General features: G+C 62.8%; 15 protein-coding genes, 1 pseudogene and 1 riboswitch. Of the genes and pseudogenes, 8 read left to right on the top strand and 8 right to left on the bottom strand.

The window, feature by feature from the left end; genetic code table 11:
• Positions 1–32: 32 nt before the first annotated feature.
• The 3 genes from H4V95_RS11190 to H4V95_RS11180 are packed head-to-tail and all read left to right on the top strand — an operon-like array spanning position 33 to position 2,442.
• On the top strand, positions 33–815 hold the full coding sequence (locus H4V95_RS11190; protein WP_209730556.1) for an ABC transporter ATP-binding protein: 783 nt from the start codon (positions 33–35) through the stop codon (positions 813–815).
• Complete coding sequence (locus H4V95_RS11185) at positions 812–1,648, top strand: ABC transporter permease (RefSeq protein WP_209730554.1); 837 nt, start codon at positions 812–814, stop codon at positions 1,646–1,648. Before H4V95_RS11190 ends, H4V95_RS11185 begins: the two co-directional genes overlap by 4 nt.
• A complete protein-coding gene (locus H4V95_RS11180) occupies positions 1,645–2,442 on the top strand; it encodes an ABC transporter permease (RefSeq protein WP_209730551.1) in 798 nt (265 codons plus the stop codon). Before H4V95_RS11185 ends, H4V95_RS11180 begins: the two co-directional genes overlap by 4 nt.
• Here the strand turns inward: H4V95_RS11180 and H4V95_RS11175 are convergent.
• The 4 genes from H4V95_RS11175 to H4V95_RS11160 are packed head-to-tail and all read right to left on the bottom strand — an operon-like array spanning position 2,430 to position 6,120.
• Positions 2,430–3,299: a hypothetical protein gene (locus tag H4V95_RS11175; RefSeq protein ID WP_209730548.1), complete on the bottom strand. Its 870-nt coding sequence runs from the start codon at positions 3,297–3,299 to the stop codon at positions 2,430–2,432. The genes H4V95_RS11180 and H4V95_RS11175 overlap by 13 nt on opposite strands.
• Entirely contained in the window at positions 3,256–3,921 is a 666-nt protein-coding gene (locus H4V95_RS11170; RefSeq protein ID WP_209730546.1) for a GntR family transcriptional regulator, read from the bottom strand. The genes H4V95_RS11175 and H4V95_RS11170 overlap by 44 nt, the downstream gene beginning before the upstream one ends.
• Before the next feature lie 34 nt (positions 3,922–3,955).
• Positions 3,956–4,906, bottom strand: a complete 951-nt coding sequence (locus H4V95_RS11165; RefSeq protein ID WP_209730543.1) for a hydroxymethylglutaryl-CoA lyase — start codon at positions 4,904–4,906, stop codon at positions 3,956–3,958.
• Entirely contained in the window at positions 4,903–6,120 is a 1,218-nt protein-coding gene (locus H4V95_RS11160) for a CaiB/BaiF CoA-transferase family protein (protein WP_312884012.1), read from the bottom strand. The genes H4V95_RS11165 and H4V95_RS11160 overlap by 4 nt, the downstream gene beginning before the upstream one ends.
• A gap of 398 nt (positions 6,121–6,518) precedes the next feature.
• On the opposite strand from H4V95_RS11160, the gene H4V95_RS18985 reads away from it, so the two are divergent.
• Positions 6,519–7,295 (top strand): tyrosine-type recombinase/integrase, encoded by a 777-nt coding sequence (locus tag H4V95_RS18985; protein WP_209730537.1) that lies wholly within the window; start codon positions 6,519–6,521, stop codon positions 7,293–7,295.
• Positions 7,296–7,508: 213 nt separating this feature from the next.
• Here the strand turns inward: H4V95_RS18985 and H4V95_RS11150 are convergent, their stop codons facing one another.
• Together H4V95_RS11150 and H4V95_RS11145 are read right to left on the bottom strand one after the other, a co-directional pair.
• Positions 7,509–7,772 (bottom strand): DUF4192 family protein, encoded by a 264-nt coding sequence (locus H4V95_RS11150; protein WP_209730534.1) that lies wholly within the window; start codon positions 7,770–7,772, stop codon positions 7,509–7,511.
• 408 nt (positions 7,773–8,180) lie between these two features.
• Positions 8,181–8,476 (bottom strand): annotated as a pseudogene (locus tag H4V95_RS11145) (metal-sensitive transcriptional regulator).
• 382 nt (positions 8,477–8,858) lie between these two features.
• A riboswitch (cyclic di-AMP (ydaO/yuaA leader) is annotated at positions 8,859–9,106 on the top strand.
• A gap of 2 nt (positions 9,107–9,108) precedes the next feature.
• Between H4V95_RS11145 and H4V95_RS11140 the strand changes: the two are divergent.
• The 4 genes from H4V95_RS11140 to H4V95_RS11125 all read left to right on the top strand — a co-directional run bounded on the left by H4V95_RS11140 (position 9,109) and on the right by H4V95_RS11125 (position 11,741).
• Positions 9,109–10,017, top strand: a complete 909-nt coding sequence (locus H4V95_RS11140) for a LysM peptidoglycan-binding domain-containing protein (RefSeq protein WP_209730531.1) — start codon at positions 9,109–9,111, stop codon at positions 10,015–10,017.
• Positions 10,018–10,345: 328 nt separating this feature from the next.
• Positions 10,346–10,711 (top strand): hypothetical protein, encoded by a 366-nt coding sequence (locus H4V95_RS11135; RefSeq protein WP_209730529.1) that lies wholly within the window; start codon positions 10,346–10,348, stop codon positions 10,709–10,711.
• A 174-nt stretch (positions 10,712–10,885) separates the two neighbouring features.
• Positions 10,886–11,389: a hypothetical protein gene (locus H4V95_RS11130; protein WP_209730526.1), complete on the top strand. Its 504-nt coding sequence runs from the start codon at positions 10,886–10,888 to the stop codon at positions 11,387–11,389.
• 73 nt (positions 11,390–11,462) lie between these two features.
• The gene (locus tag H4V95_RS11125) at positions 11,463–11,741 is read left to right on the top strand and encodes a hypothetical protein (protein ID WP_209730523.1); all 279 of its coding nucleotides are present in this window, start codon (positions 11,463–11,465) and stop codon (positions 11,739–11,741) included.
• A gap of 95 nt (positions 11,742–11,836) precedes the next feature.
• Here the strand turns inward: H4V95_RS11125 and istB are convergent, their stop codons facing one another.
• Positions 11,837–12,655 carry an IS21-like element helper ATPase IstB gene (istB, locus tag H4V95_RS11120; RefSeq protein ID WP_209730520.1) on the bottom strand — a complete coding sequence of 273 codons (819 nt, stop codon included), beginning with the start codon at positions 12,653–12,655 and terminating at the stop codon, positions 11,837–11,839.
• Entirely contained in the window at positions 12,652–14,388 is a 1,737-nt protein-coding gene (gene istA, locus H4V95_RS11115) for an IS21 family transposase (RefSeq protein ID WP_209730518.1), read from the bottom strand. The genes istB and istA overlap by 4 nt, the downstream gene beginning before the upstream one ends.
• Positions 14,389–14,391 lie beyond the last annotated feature (3 nt).

Raw genomic sequence — 14,391 nt, 5'->3', positions numbered from 1 at the left:
CCGACAGCAGAACTCAATTCCAAGGGGAATGTATGGGTGCGAAAGTAGAGCTTCAGGACGTCGACCGCGTGTATGGGGATGTCCAGGCGCTGAGTCCCACGAATCAGGTACTCGAGCCGGGTACCTTCACCACACTTGTGGGTCCCAGCGGATGTGGTAAATCCACGCTGCTGGACATCATCGCGGGCCTGAACAAAGGGAACGGTGGGCAGGTACTCATCGACGGAAGCCCCAGCACGGGGCCGCGCCGGGAAACCGGCGTGATCTTCCAAGAAGCGGCAGTATTGCCGTGGCGCACTGTCCTGGACAACGCGGCCTTCGCGCTCGAAACCCAGAAAGTCCCAGCAAGAGAACGCCGCGAGATCGCCCGCGAGGTACTCCAGCGCGTTGGCCTCTCACACTTCGTCAACCACTACCCACACCAGCTTTCCGGCGGGATGCGGCAGCGCGTCGCAATCGCGCGCGTGCTCAGTACCAATCCCGACCTGATCCTCGCGGACGAACCCTTCGGTGCCCTCGACGAACAGACCCGTGTGGTGCTTGGACTGGAACTGCTCAATGTGGTTCGACAGGGCGGTGCCACAGTCCTCTTCGTCACCCACAGCATCCAGGAAGCAGCCCTCCTCTCTGACCGCGTCCTAGTCATGGGAGCCCGGCCTGGAAAGATCCTCCTTGACCTCAACGTGGACCTGCCGCCAGACCGGGATCCCACCATGGTTGGGTCTCCAGTGGCGACTGCGCTGGTAGAGCAGATCTGGACGGTCCTCAAGAGTGAGGCCCAGCGAGCCATGGCTGAGCAGGGCCCGCGGCCGTGAGTACTGAACCGGTGACGACCGAGCCGACCAGCACTGTGGAGAGCACCGACAAACCGAAAACCGTTCGTGAACGTCGGCTCGGACTCACGGTGCGCGGCTGGACCATCATCGGCGCCCTCCTGACCGTCCTTTTTCTGGAACTGGCACCAAGGCTCGGCCTGGTTGACTCGTTTTCCCTCGTTCCGCTCAGCGCGATGGTGGTGCGGGCTTCAGGGTTGCTGATCGATCCTGAATTTCTCAGCCAGGACCTGGCGCCATCCCTGCTGTCAATCCTTGTGGCGTTCATCTTCGCCGTCGTCTCGGGTGTCCTGATCGGACTCCTCGTCTGGCGGTTCGACTGGGCGCGGAAAACACTCGATCCCTGGCTGGCCACCTACTACGCCATTCCCACGTTTGCCCTGTATCCCTTGCTTGTGGCACTCCTCGGCATCGGGTTCGTTCCGATCGTACTGCTGGCCACACTGTTCGCCGTCGTCGCCATGATCAGCTCCACAGTCGACGGTCTCGACGGCATCCCCCGGTCCGTCCTCCGGCTTGCGGCGGTGCTGCAACTGGACCCGATCCAGCGCATCTTCAAGGTGTTGCTGCCGGCAGCCCTACCGCAGATCAGCGTGGGTCTGCGGCTCGCTCTGTCCTACAGCCTCATCATGGTGCTGGCAAGTGAATTCGTCCTCTCGACCAGCGGGCTTGGACACTTCATTTCCAATGCCTACAACGATTTCGCGATCACCGACATGTACGCCGGGGTGCTCCTGGTCTTTGTCCTCGCTCTCGGGTTGAACTTCGCATTCGCGGCAGCCCTCCGGCCACAATCGAAGCGAGTCCTCTCATGAGCCTCCCGACCGCCGCGGCCCCGCGCGCCCCCATCAGCAGATCGCGCGGACTCCTCGTGTCGCTCGGCTGGATACTCATCCTGCCCGCGATCATCCTCATCGGTTGGGCCAGTCTTGCGGCGATCGTCGACAGCGTGGTGTTCCCCGGTCCATTGCAGTCGCTCGCCCGGCTTGGTGAGGACCTGTCCGAACCTGGATTCCGGCAGAGCATCGTGTCCACCGTGACGCTGCTCCTCGCGGGGTGGTCGCTCGCCGTCGTCGTGGGGACACTCGTGGGCTTCGCCCTCGGCCTGTCCTCATTCTGGTCCGCGGTCTTCGAAACCCCCCTCTTCGCGCTGTACAGCATTCCCAAGGTCACCCTGTATCCGGTGTTCCTGCTGTTCCTCGGCATCGGAGACGCCAGCCGCCTGACCTTCGCCTTCTTCCACGGGGTGTTTCCCATTGCACTGCTCGTCATGGCCGCGACCCGCTCAATGGACAAGAATTTCCTCAAGCTCGCCGATGTCCTCGTGCTGCCCTGGTACACCCGGCTGCGGCTGATACTGATCCCCGCGCTACTGCCGTCGATCGTCACCGCCGTCCGCATTGCCTTCGGACTCACCCTGTTGGGCCTCATCCTTGCCGAGATGTTCTCTGCACAAAGCGGCCTGGGACGGGAGCTGGTGTCCAACGTGGCGAACGTCAGAGTGGATCACATCGCCGGACAGGTGGTCTTCATCGCCATCCTCGCGGTCATCCCTGGATTCGCGCTGCGATGGGGCGAGAAACGGATCACGCGGCGTTACGGTAGCTGACTTCGCAGCGCCACACGCAGCACCGCGGAGGTGGCGAGCATTCGCGGGATCATGATCCTGAACGGTTCGAGGAGCTTGCGATCGCGGTCATCCTCGAGCGGTTGCACCGGCTCGGGCCAGTGCGAGGCAGACCAGGCGGCGGTGGCTCTCACTGAGTGCTCGCACCGGTCCAAAGCGCCGGATGCCGCTGCCTCGGTCACGGCCTTCTCGATCCACCCGAGCAGGCCCTGGTCATAGCCGACATGGCGGAAGAGGCTCGGTACGGCCCGTCCTCCCGGTTCGATCAACCGGGCCAGCCGGAGCACGGAGTCCCTCGCCATGGTGTCCATGTCCTTTACCTCGAGCATCAGCGGAAGTTGAGCCGTATCTATTCCCGTCGGTGAGCCACCCTCCGGGAGCTCCGCCGTGGACAGCAGCGGGGAGGACGAGTCGCCGGACGCGCCCTCCAGGAGCAGAGCGACCACGACGGCATTGCAGGAGTTCCCGGAATCGTAAACATTGAGGAGCCGCCGGAGCGTAGCGGCCTGCTCGGCATCGATGGGCGAGCCTCCGGGCACAGGAGGCGCGATGAATCCGCCGACGTCCGACCTCGAGTCGGCGGACGTTCCTGTGCCGGCGAGATTGCTGTCATCGAACATCAGGCGTCGTAGCGCTCGGGGCCCGATTCGGGCCAGCCCGGGCCGAACACGCTCCCAGCAGTCTTGGAGGCGGCGCGGGTCCTCGCCGAGCCGCCTGTACAGCAGGTTCGGAAACGGCATGCCGGTGAGTTCACTGATGTCGACGAATATCGCGTCACGGCCGACATGGACGGGATCAATGCCGGTCAGGACGCGCTCCCGCAGCGTTGCGTGCCGCAAGAATGTGGGTGCGCATGATCGCTTCGGCCCACTCGCCGTCCCTTGCACGGGCGGCGGCAACAAGTTCGGCGTGGTGGAGCATGCTCCGGTTCAGTGCTTCGGGGCTGTACTTCCGAAAGGTATGGGCAACGACGGCCGGTCGCATGAGGGTCTGGAGCGCTGTCGCGAAGTGCCGGTTGCCACATCGATCGACAAAAAGGCCATGGAACGCGCTGTTGAGTGCGCTCAGGGAGTCCAGTTGGCCGGATCGGACCGCTTCCTCCATGGCAGCAGCCAATTCGGCGAGGCGGTCCACGTCCTGATCCGTCAATCGAGGTACCGCCAGCAAGGCCGCATGCGGTTCGAAGCCTGCACGGACGTCGTAGAGCCCCGCGACGTCGTCGGGCGTGAACGACACCACCTGTGCGCCCTTGTTGCGGCTGATCTCCACCATGCCTTCGGCGGAGAGCCGGTTGAGCGCCTCCCGGATCGGGGTGCGGCTGACGCCGATCCGTTCAGCCAATGTCTTTTCTCGAAGCCAGGACCCCGCGGCGAGTTCGCCGGAAGTGATGAGGGCCCGCACCTGGGCGTATGTACCTTCGTCCAGCTCGCGGTCGCGGGGAAGCGGGGGGTGAGTCTCCATGGCGTATACCGTATCCCTCTTTCCGAAGTCGCGGTCAGGCGGTCGTGGGCCAACGGGCGGCGGCGAGGTCGTTCCGTGTTCCGCCGCGGGAAACGAACGACGCCGACGGTCGTCCGGTGAGTTCGACGATGCGTTCCGACACCGCCATGTACTTCTTGAGGTCGATGCCAGTGTCGATGCCGAGTCCATCGCATAGGTGGATGATGTCCTCGAGGGCGGCATTGCCGAGTACTGAGGGGTCACCCGGAAACCAGAGGTCGCCGCCCAGACCCGCGAATGATCCCTCAAGCCACGTAACGCTGGCCATCATGCATGCCAGTGCGTTCGCCGGGGCGAATCCGTTGCGGTTGTGCAGGTGCGCCCCGACATCGAGGTGCGGGTGGAGATGACGTACCTCGGAGACGCCGTCGTACATCTCTCCGGGATGCTCCTCTCCGGAGGTTGCCGCCAGGTAGATGCCGGCGGCGCCCGCGTCCACGGCTGCGTCGACGACCCGGAGACGTTCCGCCCCGGTCACCGTTCCACGCGCCGGAGCGAAGAACGCGCAGGCAACAGCGACGACAAGCCGTAGATTCGAAGCCTGGGTGAGCGTACCGATTCGGGCAAGATCCGCGAGGATCTCGTCGACCGTGAGCCCCTGGTTGCGGAGGCTCACTTCCTCATCAGCTGAAACGACGATGACGAGCTCGTCGAGGCCGCAGTCCACCGCACGCTCGGCCCCGCGGAAATTCGGTGCCAGTCCGCGGTACCGGACTCCGGGGACGCGCGGCACAGCTGCCATGACGTCGGCCGCGTCGGCCAGTTGGGGGAGGACTTTCGGGTGGGCGAAGGAGACCGCTTCAATCTCTCGCACCCCCGCATCGATGAGCATGTGGATGAGCTCAACCTTCTTCCCGGTGGACAGCGGTTCCGGCACTGACTGCAGTCCGTCGCGCAGGCCTACCTCCACGAGCCGGATGGCGGATGGAAGCTGGGGGATGCTCATGCGACATTCCGTCCACGCAAGGCCGCCAGAGCGGCGGGGTCGACGCCGATCTCCGCGAGGACCTCCTCCGTATGCTGTCCCAGCTCCGGGCCCGGCCATCGCACGGTCCCGGTGGTGCGGCTCAATCTTGGAAAGACATTCTGCATGGCGACCGGGCCGAGTACGGGGTGGTCGACACTGGTGATCGACTCCCGGGCCTGGTACTGCGGATCGGCGAGCATATCGACTGGTCGGAAGATCTTCCCGGAGGGCACCCCCGACTCTTCAAGGGCGGACTCGAGGTCCTCGGCGTCGTAGGCCGAGGTGTAGTCCGCAATGATTCCGTCGAGCTCAGCCTGCCGCTCGCCGCGAGCGCCGTGCGTGGCGTACCGCGGGTCCTCGGCAAGGCCAGGCCGGCCGATGGCTTTCGCGAGCCGAGAGAAGACGGTGTCCTGGTTGGCCGCGATAAGGATCCACTTGCCGTCCTTGGTGGGATACACGTTACTGGGGGCGACGTTGGGCAGAATGGCTCCCGTGCGCTCACGCTGATAACCAGAAATCTGCCATTCGGGGACGAGGGATTCCATCACCCCGAGCACCGCCTCATAGATTGCGGAGTCCACGATCTGCCCGCGGCCGCTGACATCCCGTTCACGGATTGCGGCCAGGGCGCCGATGGCGGCAAAGAGTGCGGCCAGGGTGTCACCGATCGAAATCCCGACGCGCGACGGCGGCGTGGAGGGATCCCCCACCACATAGCGGAGCCCGCCCATCGCCTCACCGATCGCGCCGTAGCCGGCGCGCTGCGAGTAGGGCCCATCCTGCCCGAACCCGGAGACCCGGACCATGATCAACCCGGGGTTGAGCTCCTGCAAGACGTCGTATCCGAGGCCCCACCGTTCCATGGTGCCGGGCCGAAAGTTCTCAATGACGATGTCAGCGGTGGCGATGATCTGACGCGCCAGGTCCTGGGCTTCGGGCTCCCGCAGGTTGAGGGTAACCGAGCGCTTGTTTCGGCCCACGATCGTCCACCACAGCGACTGCCCCTGTGGAAGTTGACGGCCCCACTGTCGCAGCGGATCGCCCTTCTTCGGGTCCTCGATCTTCACGACGTCGGCGCCCAGATCTCCGAGCATCTGCCCACAGAACGGGCCGGCCAAGAGTTGCCCCATCTCGACCACGCGGAGCCCGGCGAGAGGACCGTCGGCGGGAGGTGCAGCATGGGGAACTGTCACGGCGTAGCCTCCAGAATGGTGGGGAATAAAAGTGCCACTCATCAAACAAAGTAACGTATACAACTTCTCAGAAGCAGGCCGGTGCGTCAAGGGCATCGTGGCCATTGTGGTGCATTTTGTATGCAACCTGCGATCCTGCCTGCCAGCAGCCACACCATCGCCTCTTACCGCGATACGCGGCGAATGTTGCTCGTCTTCGCCGCTAACCATCACAGGATCCCGGCATCGTCGTTGCAATGGGACCACCTCGATGGCCCCAACATCACGGATTTCTTCGAACACCCGCACACGGACCGCGGTAACAGCGCCCGGATCCAAATGCCCGACTTAGCGCGATCCACAGTCTGTTCCGATACGCGGTCCTTCGCCATTCCGAACATGCCACCAGCCTTACCCGAGTGTTGGCAATACCGCCGCAACGCATCGATCGCCGCCTTGTCGATTATCTCGACGACAAGGAATGCGAGGCCCTGCTCGCAGCGCCGGATCGCAGCACCTGGACCGGGCGGCGCGACTACACCTTCTTGCTCGTCGCCATCCAAACCGGATCGCGCATCTCGGAACTACTCAGCCTCACAGTGAGCGACATCCACCTGGGCACTGGCGCCCACATTTCCTGCCGCGGCAAGGGACGAAAAGACCGCATCACTCCGCTGACCGCCAAACGGTCACGTCGTTGCGATCTTGGGATAAGGAACAACGCCCCGCCCACACCGGTAGTCTTCCCCGGGCGCACCGGCCAGCGGCTTAGCCGAGACGCTATCGAACACCGCAGCACCATCCATACTCGCACCGCCACCACGCGCTGTCGAAGACCGGCCGATAAACGCGTCACCGCCCATGTCTTGCGGCACACGACCGCGATGCGACTGCTCCACGCCGGTATCGATACCAGTGTCATCGGGCTCTGGCGCGGGCATGAACACGTCGGGGTATGGAGTTGCTTGCTCGACAGGCGCACAGGCAGCCATCAAATGCCGGCCAGGGAGAGGGCAAAAAGGGGGGTGTGCACAATGTGCACACCTTGGGGGTCGGACTGGGCCGTATCGGTGTCGGTCTGGGCCGGTTTGGGGAGGTTTTCGGGGGGAGGCCAGTGTTTGCAAGGGGGTAAAGCCGGTTCAAGTCCCACTTCGGGCACAGTGTTTCCCCTTGTCAGAGGCTGTTTCGCTCTCTGACTGTGCACAAACCGGCGCAAAGTGTGCGCAGGGTGTGCCTGTTTCGGTGGGTGGGTTGCAGTCTTCCTGTGACGGTCCGCCTCCTTTCTATCTTGGAGCCCTTTGGTGGGCTTTCTTACTACTTCATGGGGGAGTGGTGGTGAAGATACATGACTTTTGTGAAACTTTTCCAAAGCCAGTTCCTTGGGGAAGCCTCCTAGGCGAAGCGGCAACTCAAGGGTCCCGGTCCCGCCGTCCTTCGTGGGCGCCAATGGTGAGGAGCGCACTTTCAGCGTGGGTGTCGTGGCCGAGGTAGCTTGCCACCAACTTTGCGTAGCTGGTCTCGGTGTTTGGCTTCGGCAGGTCGACGCGCAGGGTTGTCCCTACATGGTGATCGGCGAGGGTGATGCAGACCAGGCTTTCCTGGGGCCAAAACCCCAAGGTGTTGCCGATGAAACTGAGGGCATCGGCGGGGGTTTTGATGGTCAGCGGTTCCATGTTCCTTCTCCTTCGGCGACTGGCTGGCACCGTATGTGTCTGTCATATTTGTGCGTCGTTCTGATAGAGGAATCACCGCTAGGTACGAGGGGCCGGAGTGCAACTTGGGGAACCGGGAGCGGGCCAAAATTTCGCGAGGAAATAAGCGACGGAGGAGCGCCGAACGGAAATTTGGTCTGCTCCCGGCGCTTCGCGCCCTGGTTGTGGGGAGGACCCGCCCAGCGATGATGGGGATCAGAATGACAAACAGCGATGATGCTTCGGGTCATACATGGGTATGTTTCCGTGTGGCACGGCATGACATCAGAACCAACCACTAGTAAATGCTGATGCGCGGACCCACCGTTTGAGGCATTATCACGACTATCTGATGAAGCCTGGGAGCGCACAGGGGCCTCCGGGGAACGGTTAGCGCAGTAGTCTGATGATCGCCTGTGTTGCTTCCTCAACCTTCGCGTCGACCGCTTCGTAGGCCCCGGTGGTTTCGGCTTCCTGGGCGGCGGCGACGACGCAATGTTGCAAGTGGTTTTCTAGAAGGCCGCCCAGACTCACGGCGTGCATGGCAGTGTTGACAGCCGCGGGCTGGGTGAGGATGTCGATGCAGTTCTGATCTTCGTCGACCATCCGCGCTATCCAACGGACTTGTCCTTCAATGCCTTCAATCGCCGCAGATAGGCCGCCTTGCCCGGGGAATAATGGTGCACCGCACCGGTGGTAACCGGCTAGTCCGCGACGGTGGGCTCCGTCGTGGGAACTTCCGTTGCCGCCGCCTCCAGGGTGTCATCGGTACTGTTCCGAGGTCCGGCTCCGGCGTTCACGGTCCTATCTTTTCAAAGGTCCGACCTTTCCTGGTCAGACCCAGATGAGGCCGTTGGCACGTCCTCGACCATGCGCTCCGCGGCCACGATAAGTATCATCGACGATCCGCTCCGGTCGGAATGCTCAATAGGTGAAATGGGTTCCCTTGAACGCCAGAGGCCCGCGGGTGCGGTAATCCTTGAAAAGCCCGTTACCTTAACGTGACTTTGGTACCACAGTGGGGTACTCTCATTCGAGTGATCTTGGCACCCCGCCGAGATCATAATCCCGCGCAGAATGCCGAGCCCTGCCGCTGCACCGGGACCCGTTCGCACAATCCAGATGGCAGGGACGGGGGAACCACGTTTCCACCGGGCCACCGCACGCGGTGACCCTCGGGGTTAAGTCGATCTGACTATCCAGTGCAAAATCTGCCGCATCGTTTGCGATTGGCAGGAAGCTCAAGGATGGTGGACGGCCGGGTGACTCCCATCCGAACCCGACAGCTCACCCCGCAGGCATGGGAGAGGCAACCACCATGTCACGTAAGTCCATTTCGGCACGCCACCGCGCGGCCACCACCCACTCCATCGCTCTTGAAGGTCTGACCCAGTCCGCCAAGACCAATGCCGTAGCACTGGGCAAGCCAGCCATCATCGCCGTCGCGACCGGCAGCCTCGTCTTCTCCGTCGGAGCGACCGCCCACGCAGGAACCTACACGCAGGGCGAAGCAACGACCGCCTCCGCAGTCTCAGCACCCGCCGCTTCCGGAGTCCACACTGTTGCTGCCGGGGACACCCTGGGCGCCATCGCGGCACTGCATGGTGTCAGCCTCGACACCCTCCTGGCCCAGAACGGACTGTCCTACGCCTCAGTCATCTACCCCGGACAGCAGATCCAGCTCACCGGTGGGGCAGCCGTCAGCGCGGCAGCCGTCCCAGCAGCTACTGCAAGCCAGGCCTTCTACTCGGCACCTGCACCAGTCGCTCCGGCAGCGGCACCAGCCGTTCAGGCAGCAGCACCCGCTCCAGCAGCAGCACCCGTTTCCGCAGCACCGGCAATGATGACCTTGGCTTCCAGCCCCATCACCCCGATTGCGTCTGCAGCTAAGGCAGCTTCGTCAGTTCCAGCCAGCGGAGTCGGCGCAGCATTGGTCGCTTCGGCCTATGGGCAGATCGGGTCGATTCAGGACTGCACCGTCCTCGTCGAACGCGCTCTGCGCTCCATCGGCCTGAACGTCGGCGACCTCGGCCCCCTGCAGTTCGATCAGTACGGAACCCGGGTCTCAAGCCCTGCACCCGGTGACCTCGTAGTCCGCCCGGGCCACATTGCCATCTACGTCGGGAACGGCAAGGTCATCAGCAGTGGCATGAACGGGTCAAACCTCACCATCGAGCACCCACTGTCCGACCTTGGCGGTTCATACTTCGTACGAGTCAACGGCTAGTACCCTGACTCACGGAGCTTCTCCGTAAATTGAACAAAGTGGCGGGTGCCCTGGACGGAGGGCACCTGCCACTTTTATGTCTGGGTTCGCACACTGTCTAACTCACTAGGCGACCAGAACGCGACCATTCTTGATTGTGTCAAGCCGTCTTGGCCCCGGCCGGACGGCTAGAAGTGGCCCCGGCTGATGACCGTCGAACGTAGCCAAGCCGTCAATGCCTTATGGTTATGACCCCGGTGCAGGATCCTCAAGCGAGTCATTCGGTAGCAGTTGTCTGATTCTCTTGGTGGAGCGTGTCGATACGGCATCGGTCTGCGAAGCTGTCTCCATGACTATCGATATGAGAGCCATGCTCGGACGCGTGGTCCCGGAAGTCTTCAATGAGCATCTTGTGACGGCAGATGTGAACACCGATGACAAAGACTGGCCCTACGGCTCACTCGTCATTAGCGGCACGCGCGAAGGGCGCTCAGTCATAATCGGAGCTGACGGCGGTCCATTCATGATCGCCTACGTTCCGGAGCTGAACGTGCAGATCATGGCCTTCGATGAAGAAGATGATGAGGAGGACGCCGAGGAGTACCGGGAGGAAGCATTGCGAAAGCTCTGTCTCGCGATGCTGGTGTACCTCGAGGGAGGAGGGCGGATCAGTGAGCGGCGCAGCCTGCTGGGCCGCGGCGTTGTCCGCAAATGATTATCGAGTCAGACTGCTTCGAGTGGCGCTTAGGGCGAAGGTTTTCGAGCGGCCCGAAGCCGCTCCGACCCGCCAAGAGATCCCGTGCAGTGTAATTGCAGTACCAGTAACTAGAGAGCTTTCCCCGGAGCTCCTAGACGTGCGAAGGAGACAAGTGAAGGGATCGGTGCTGGCATGAATCAGTTCGGTCTGTGTCCCGACGCGAGTGGTGGTTTTGACTTCCTCGTGGATGGTCGGCTCCTTCGGGAGTTGGTGTTCGACACGGTGGACCTGGAGCAGTATGAGATTACTCTGTTGCGACGACGCAAGTTGCCCTTCGGTGCCGCCCTAGATCAGATTCGTCGCCTAAAGGGCGAGCTTTCAGGCGAGTTCTTTCCACACCGTGTCTGGCTCTACTTCTGCGGTGCATGCTTTGATCAGGGCTGCGGTGGGATCAGCGTAAGAATCCAAGTTGAAACCGATCGAGTGGTTTGGAGCGACTTCTGTCATGACGGTCCGCCCAGTACTGAGAACGAACTGGATGAGTTTCAGGAGGAAGACAGGGTCACTCATGTTGGGCCGCTCGTATTCGATCGCGGCGAGTATGAGGCAGCCCTCGACGACGTGGCTGACCAACTGGGACGAAGCTACCTGCGGCACTGGCTCAACACGGCGCCTTTAACCTGTGCTCCAACCTGATCTATCCGTCCCAAGAGCAATCCCTCAGCGGGACCCTGGGTCTATGAGTCGCTGCAGCTGAGATACTGCCTTCATGGATGTATACATGGTGTGGCACATTCATCACGCAAAGTGGCTCGACGGTTCTCCAACTGAGCATTTCGGTGACGATGGCCAGATCCTGCTCGACGAACAGTCTGGGGACGACGCGAAGATGCTTGGTGTCTACGGATCACAGGATGCGGCTCAAGCGCGTATTGATCGAGCGCGGTCCCAGCCAGGGTTCGAAGACGAACCCAAGTGCTTTCTCATCGACGCCGCAACTCTCGGTGATGATTTGTGGACCGAGGGGTACGTGTCCATCGCGGACTAGACCAGGTCGGACGCCCGCTTGGGGATCCGTTTCAGGCAGCCGTCGGTGGTCCCCGCCTGACGTTGATCGCTCGGAGTCGATAGTGATGACGCGGGTCAGCTCGCGCTTTGCTGGGCGAGGGTATGGGCGAGGCGATAGGAGTCGGTGCCTGTTTCGATGATGGCTCCGTTGAAGGTGAGGCGGTCTACGATCGCTGCGCAGAGTCGTGGATCGGTGAAGGTTTTTGTCCAGCCGGAGAAGGACTCGTTGGACGCGATCGCGATGGAGTTTTTCTCCTCGCGTTCGGTGAGGACCTGGAAGAGGAGCTCAGCGCCTCGCCGGTCGAGTTCCATATAGCCGAGCTCGTCGATGCAGAGCAGGTCGACCCGCCCGTACCGGGCGATGGTCTTGGCGAGCATCTTCTCGTCCGCGGCTTCGACGAGTTCGTTCACCAGCCTCGTAGCGAGGGTGTATTTCACCCGGTACCCTTTCTCCGCGGCCGCGGTGCCCAGGCCGATGATGAGGTGGGATTTCCCGGTCCCTGAGTCTCCGATGAGGCAGAGGGGTCGTCCTTTGCGGATCCAGTCCCCGGTCGCCAACGTGTGGATCGTCGCAGGGTTGATGTTGGGGTTCGCGTCGAAGTCGAAGTCCCCGAGCCACTTATCCCGCGGGAAGTTCGCGGCTTTCACCCGCCGGGTTGAGGAGCGACGGTCCCGGTCGTCGCACTCTGCCAGCAGCAGCTCGGCCAGGAAACCCTGGTAGGACAACTGTTCCTTCCCGGCGACGGTCAGCGCTTCGTCGAGGACCGCCCGGATGGTGGGGAGACGTAGCCGGCGGCAGGCCTGGTCGACGGCCGCCACGGCCGCCTGCTCAGTCAAGCCACGTCGCCGGCGCAACGTCGGGGTCACGGGGGTGGTCGAGATTGTGGGGCTCATGAGATGTTCTCCTTCGACATGCTGACGGGCGCGCTGACAGAGGTATTTGCTGGGTTCGATGGAGTGCGTTTGGCGAGCAGCTCGTCATACGAGCTGACAGACGGGATCGGCCGGCTGTCGGGTGGGAGACCCGCGATGACAGCGGCCGGGTCCATGAGGCGGCGTTGGGTAAGACTGACAACCCGTTGCACTTTGTCCTCGGCGTGAGCACCACGATGGGCGCCGCGGTGACGGTCTGAAGTGGACCCACCCACGCCTGCCAGGTCCCGGTTGCCGTTCAGGTTTTCGGTTGCGTGCCGGCGTGCTTCGACCGCGACGACGTCGGCGCTGACCGCGCCTATCTGCAAGGCTGCGCTGATACCGGCTTGGATGTCGACGGGGCGCATGAACCGGTGAAGGAGCAGGACGTCGATGAGTTCACGGGTGCCGTCCGCGTCACCGTTGACCCGCCGGGACGCCGCCCAAAACGCTTCATGAGCGTTCGTGAACGAACCGGCCTCCCTCGCTCTCGCCAGGGCGGTGGAACCGGGCAGGGCACCGGGTTTGGTTTTGAGGACCTCTAGGTAATGATCCAACTGCACGGACTGCCCATGCTTGACGGTGATCCTCTGATGCCTGGCTACGATCGTGCGTCCGTCGAACACCACGATCTCAGAGGCCCGTAGTGAGACACGGACCTTCCTGCCGATGAATCGTGCCGGCACCGAGTACTTCACCATCCTGACCGTGATCATCGAGGACCGGTCCACCCTCGGCGTCAGCACCAGCCCCGGATCGAGCGTCTCCGACGGCAGAGGTGCCAAATGCGGTTGTTCCGTCTCAAAGTCCTGACCGACGGTACGGATCCTGTCGTTGATCCGCCGACCGTCGTCCTCTGCCTCCCACACCCGGATGCGGTCGTTGAGCTCGCTCAGGGACCCGACGACGGGCATCGGAGAGAGCCTGTTGCGGCGGAACCGGCCCACCTCGCCTTCGACCCCGCCTTTCTCATGGGCACCGTTGATGCCCGGCTGGCAATAGAACGCGTCGAAACCGTAGTGGGAACGGAAAAGCACCCACCGGTCGTTCTCGACCCGCTGCCGCCCCTGCCCGAACACCACCGACGTGACCGCGCTCGTGAGATTGTCGTACCGGATGTGCCTGGTCGGGACGCCGCTCAGAGCAATGAAGGCGTCGATGTGTCCCTCAAGGAACGCTTCCTGCGCCTGCGTCGGGTAGATCCGGTGAACTGCTTTCCCTGAGTGGGAGAGCCGGTAAACGAACATGTGGCACTTCGTTTTCACGCCGTCGAGGACGACCCAGACCTCCCCGAAGTCCACCTCGGCCTCCGCGCCCGGCGCGTGCTCCTGCGGGACGAATACCTCCACCCTGCGGCCGGCCTCAACATCTATCTCCGCACGACGAACCCGGACATAGTCACGCACCGTGGAATACGACAGCTCCTTGGCATCATGCTCCGCGATCAGCCGGGCAAGGACCCTACGCGCGGTGTGACGTTGTTTCCGCGGCGCCGTCGTGTCCTCAACGAGCATCGCGTCGATCGCAGGCTTGAACGCCTCCAACTTCGTAGACACTCGGCCTGGCGTTTTCCGCTCCGGCGGTTTTGCCGACTCCAAAGCTGCTCGTACCGTGCGGCGGTGGACTCCATGGCGAACCGCCAGCGCACGAACAGAGAGACCCTCCACTCGGGCGTCCCTACGGATCGCTGCGAATACCTCCACGCGTGCTCTCATCCC

It is taken from the genome of Arthrobacter sp. CAN_C5 (assembly GCF_017875735.1).
Classification (GTDB): Bacteria; Actinomycetota; Actinomycetes; order Actinomycetales; family Micrococcaceae; genus Arthrobacter_D.
The sequence above is the reverse complement of the archived record's forward strand: the minus strand, read 5'-3'. Positions and strand labels throughout refer to the sequence as shown.

Excerpts from the sequence above, each read along its gene's own strand:
- H4V95_RS11165 (WP_209730543.1), bottom strand. The coding sequence starts at position 4,906 with ATGAGCATCCCCCAGCTTCCATCCGCCATCCGGCTCGTGGAGGTAGGC.
- H4V95_RS11150 (WP_209730534.1), bottom strand. The coding sequence starts at position 7,772 with ATGGAACCGCTGACCATCAAAACCCCCGCCGATGCCCTCAGTTTCATC.
- H4V95_RS11135 (WP_209730529.1), top strand. The coding sequence starts at position 10,346 with ATGACTATCGATATGAGAGCCATGCTCGGACGCGTGGTCCCGGAAGTC.
- istA (WP_209730518.1), bottom strand. The coding sequence starts at position 14,388 with ATGAGAGCACGCGTGGAGGTATTCGCAGCGATCCGTAGGGACGCCCGA.
- istB (WP_209730520.1), bottom strand. The coding sequence starts at position 12,655 with ATGAGCCCCACAATCTCGACCACCCCCGTGACCCCGACGTTGCGCCGG.
- H4V95_RS11170 (WP_209730546.1), bottom strand. The coding sequence starts at position 3,921 with ATGGAGACTCACCCCCCGCTTCCCCGCGACCGCGAGCTGGACGAAGGT.
- H4V95_RS11180 (WP_209730551.1), top strand. The coding sequence starts at position 1,645 with ATGAGCCTCCCGACCGCCGCGGCCCCGCGCGCCCCCATCAGCAGATCG.
- H4V95_RS11140 (WP_209730531.1), top strand. The coding sequence starts at position 9,109 with ATGTCACGTAAGTCCATTTCGGCACGCCACCGCGCGGCCACCACCCAC.
- H4V95_RS11190 (WP_209730556.1), top strand. The coding sequence starts at position 33 with ATGGGTGCGAAAGTAGAGCTTCAGGACGTCGACCGCGTGTATGGGGAT.
- H4V95_RS11130 (WP_209730526.1), top strand. The coding sequence starts at position 10,886 with ATGAATCAGTTCGGTCTGTGTCCCGACGCGAGTGGTGGTTTTGACTTC.
- H4V95_RS11125 (WP_209730523.1), top strand. The coding sequence starts at position 11,463 with ATGGATGTATACATGGTGTGGCACATTCATCACGCAAAGTGGCTCGAC.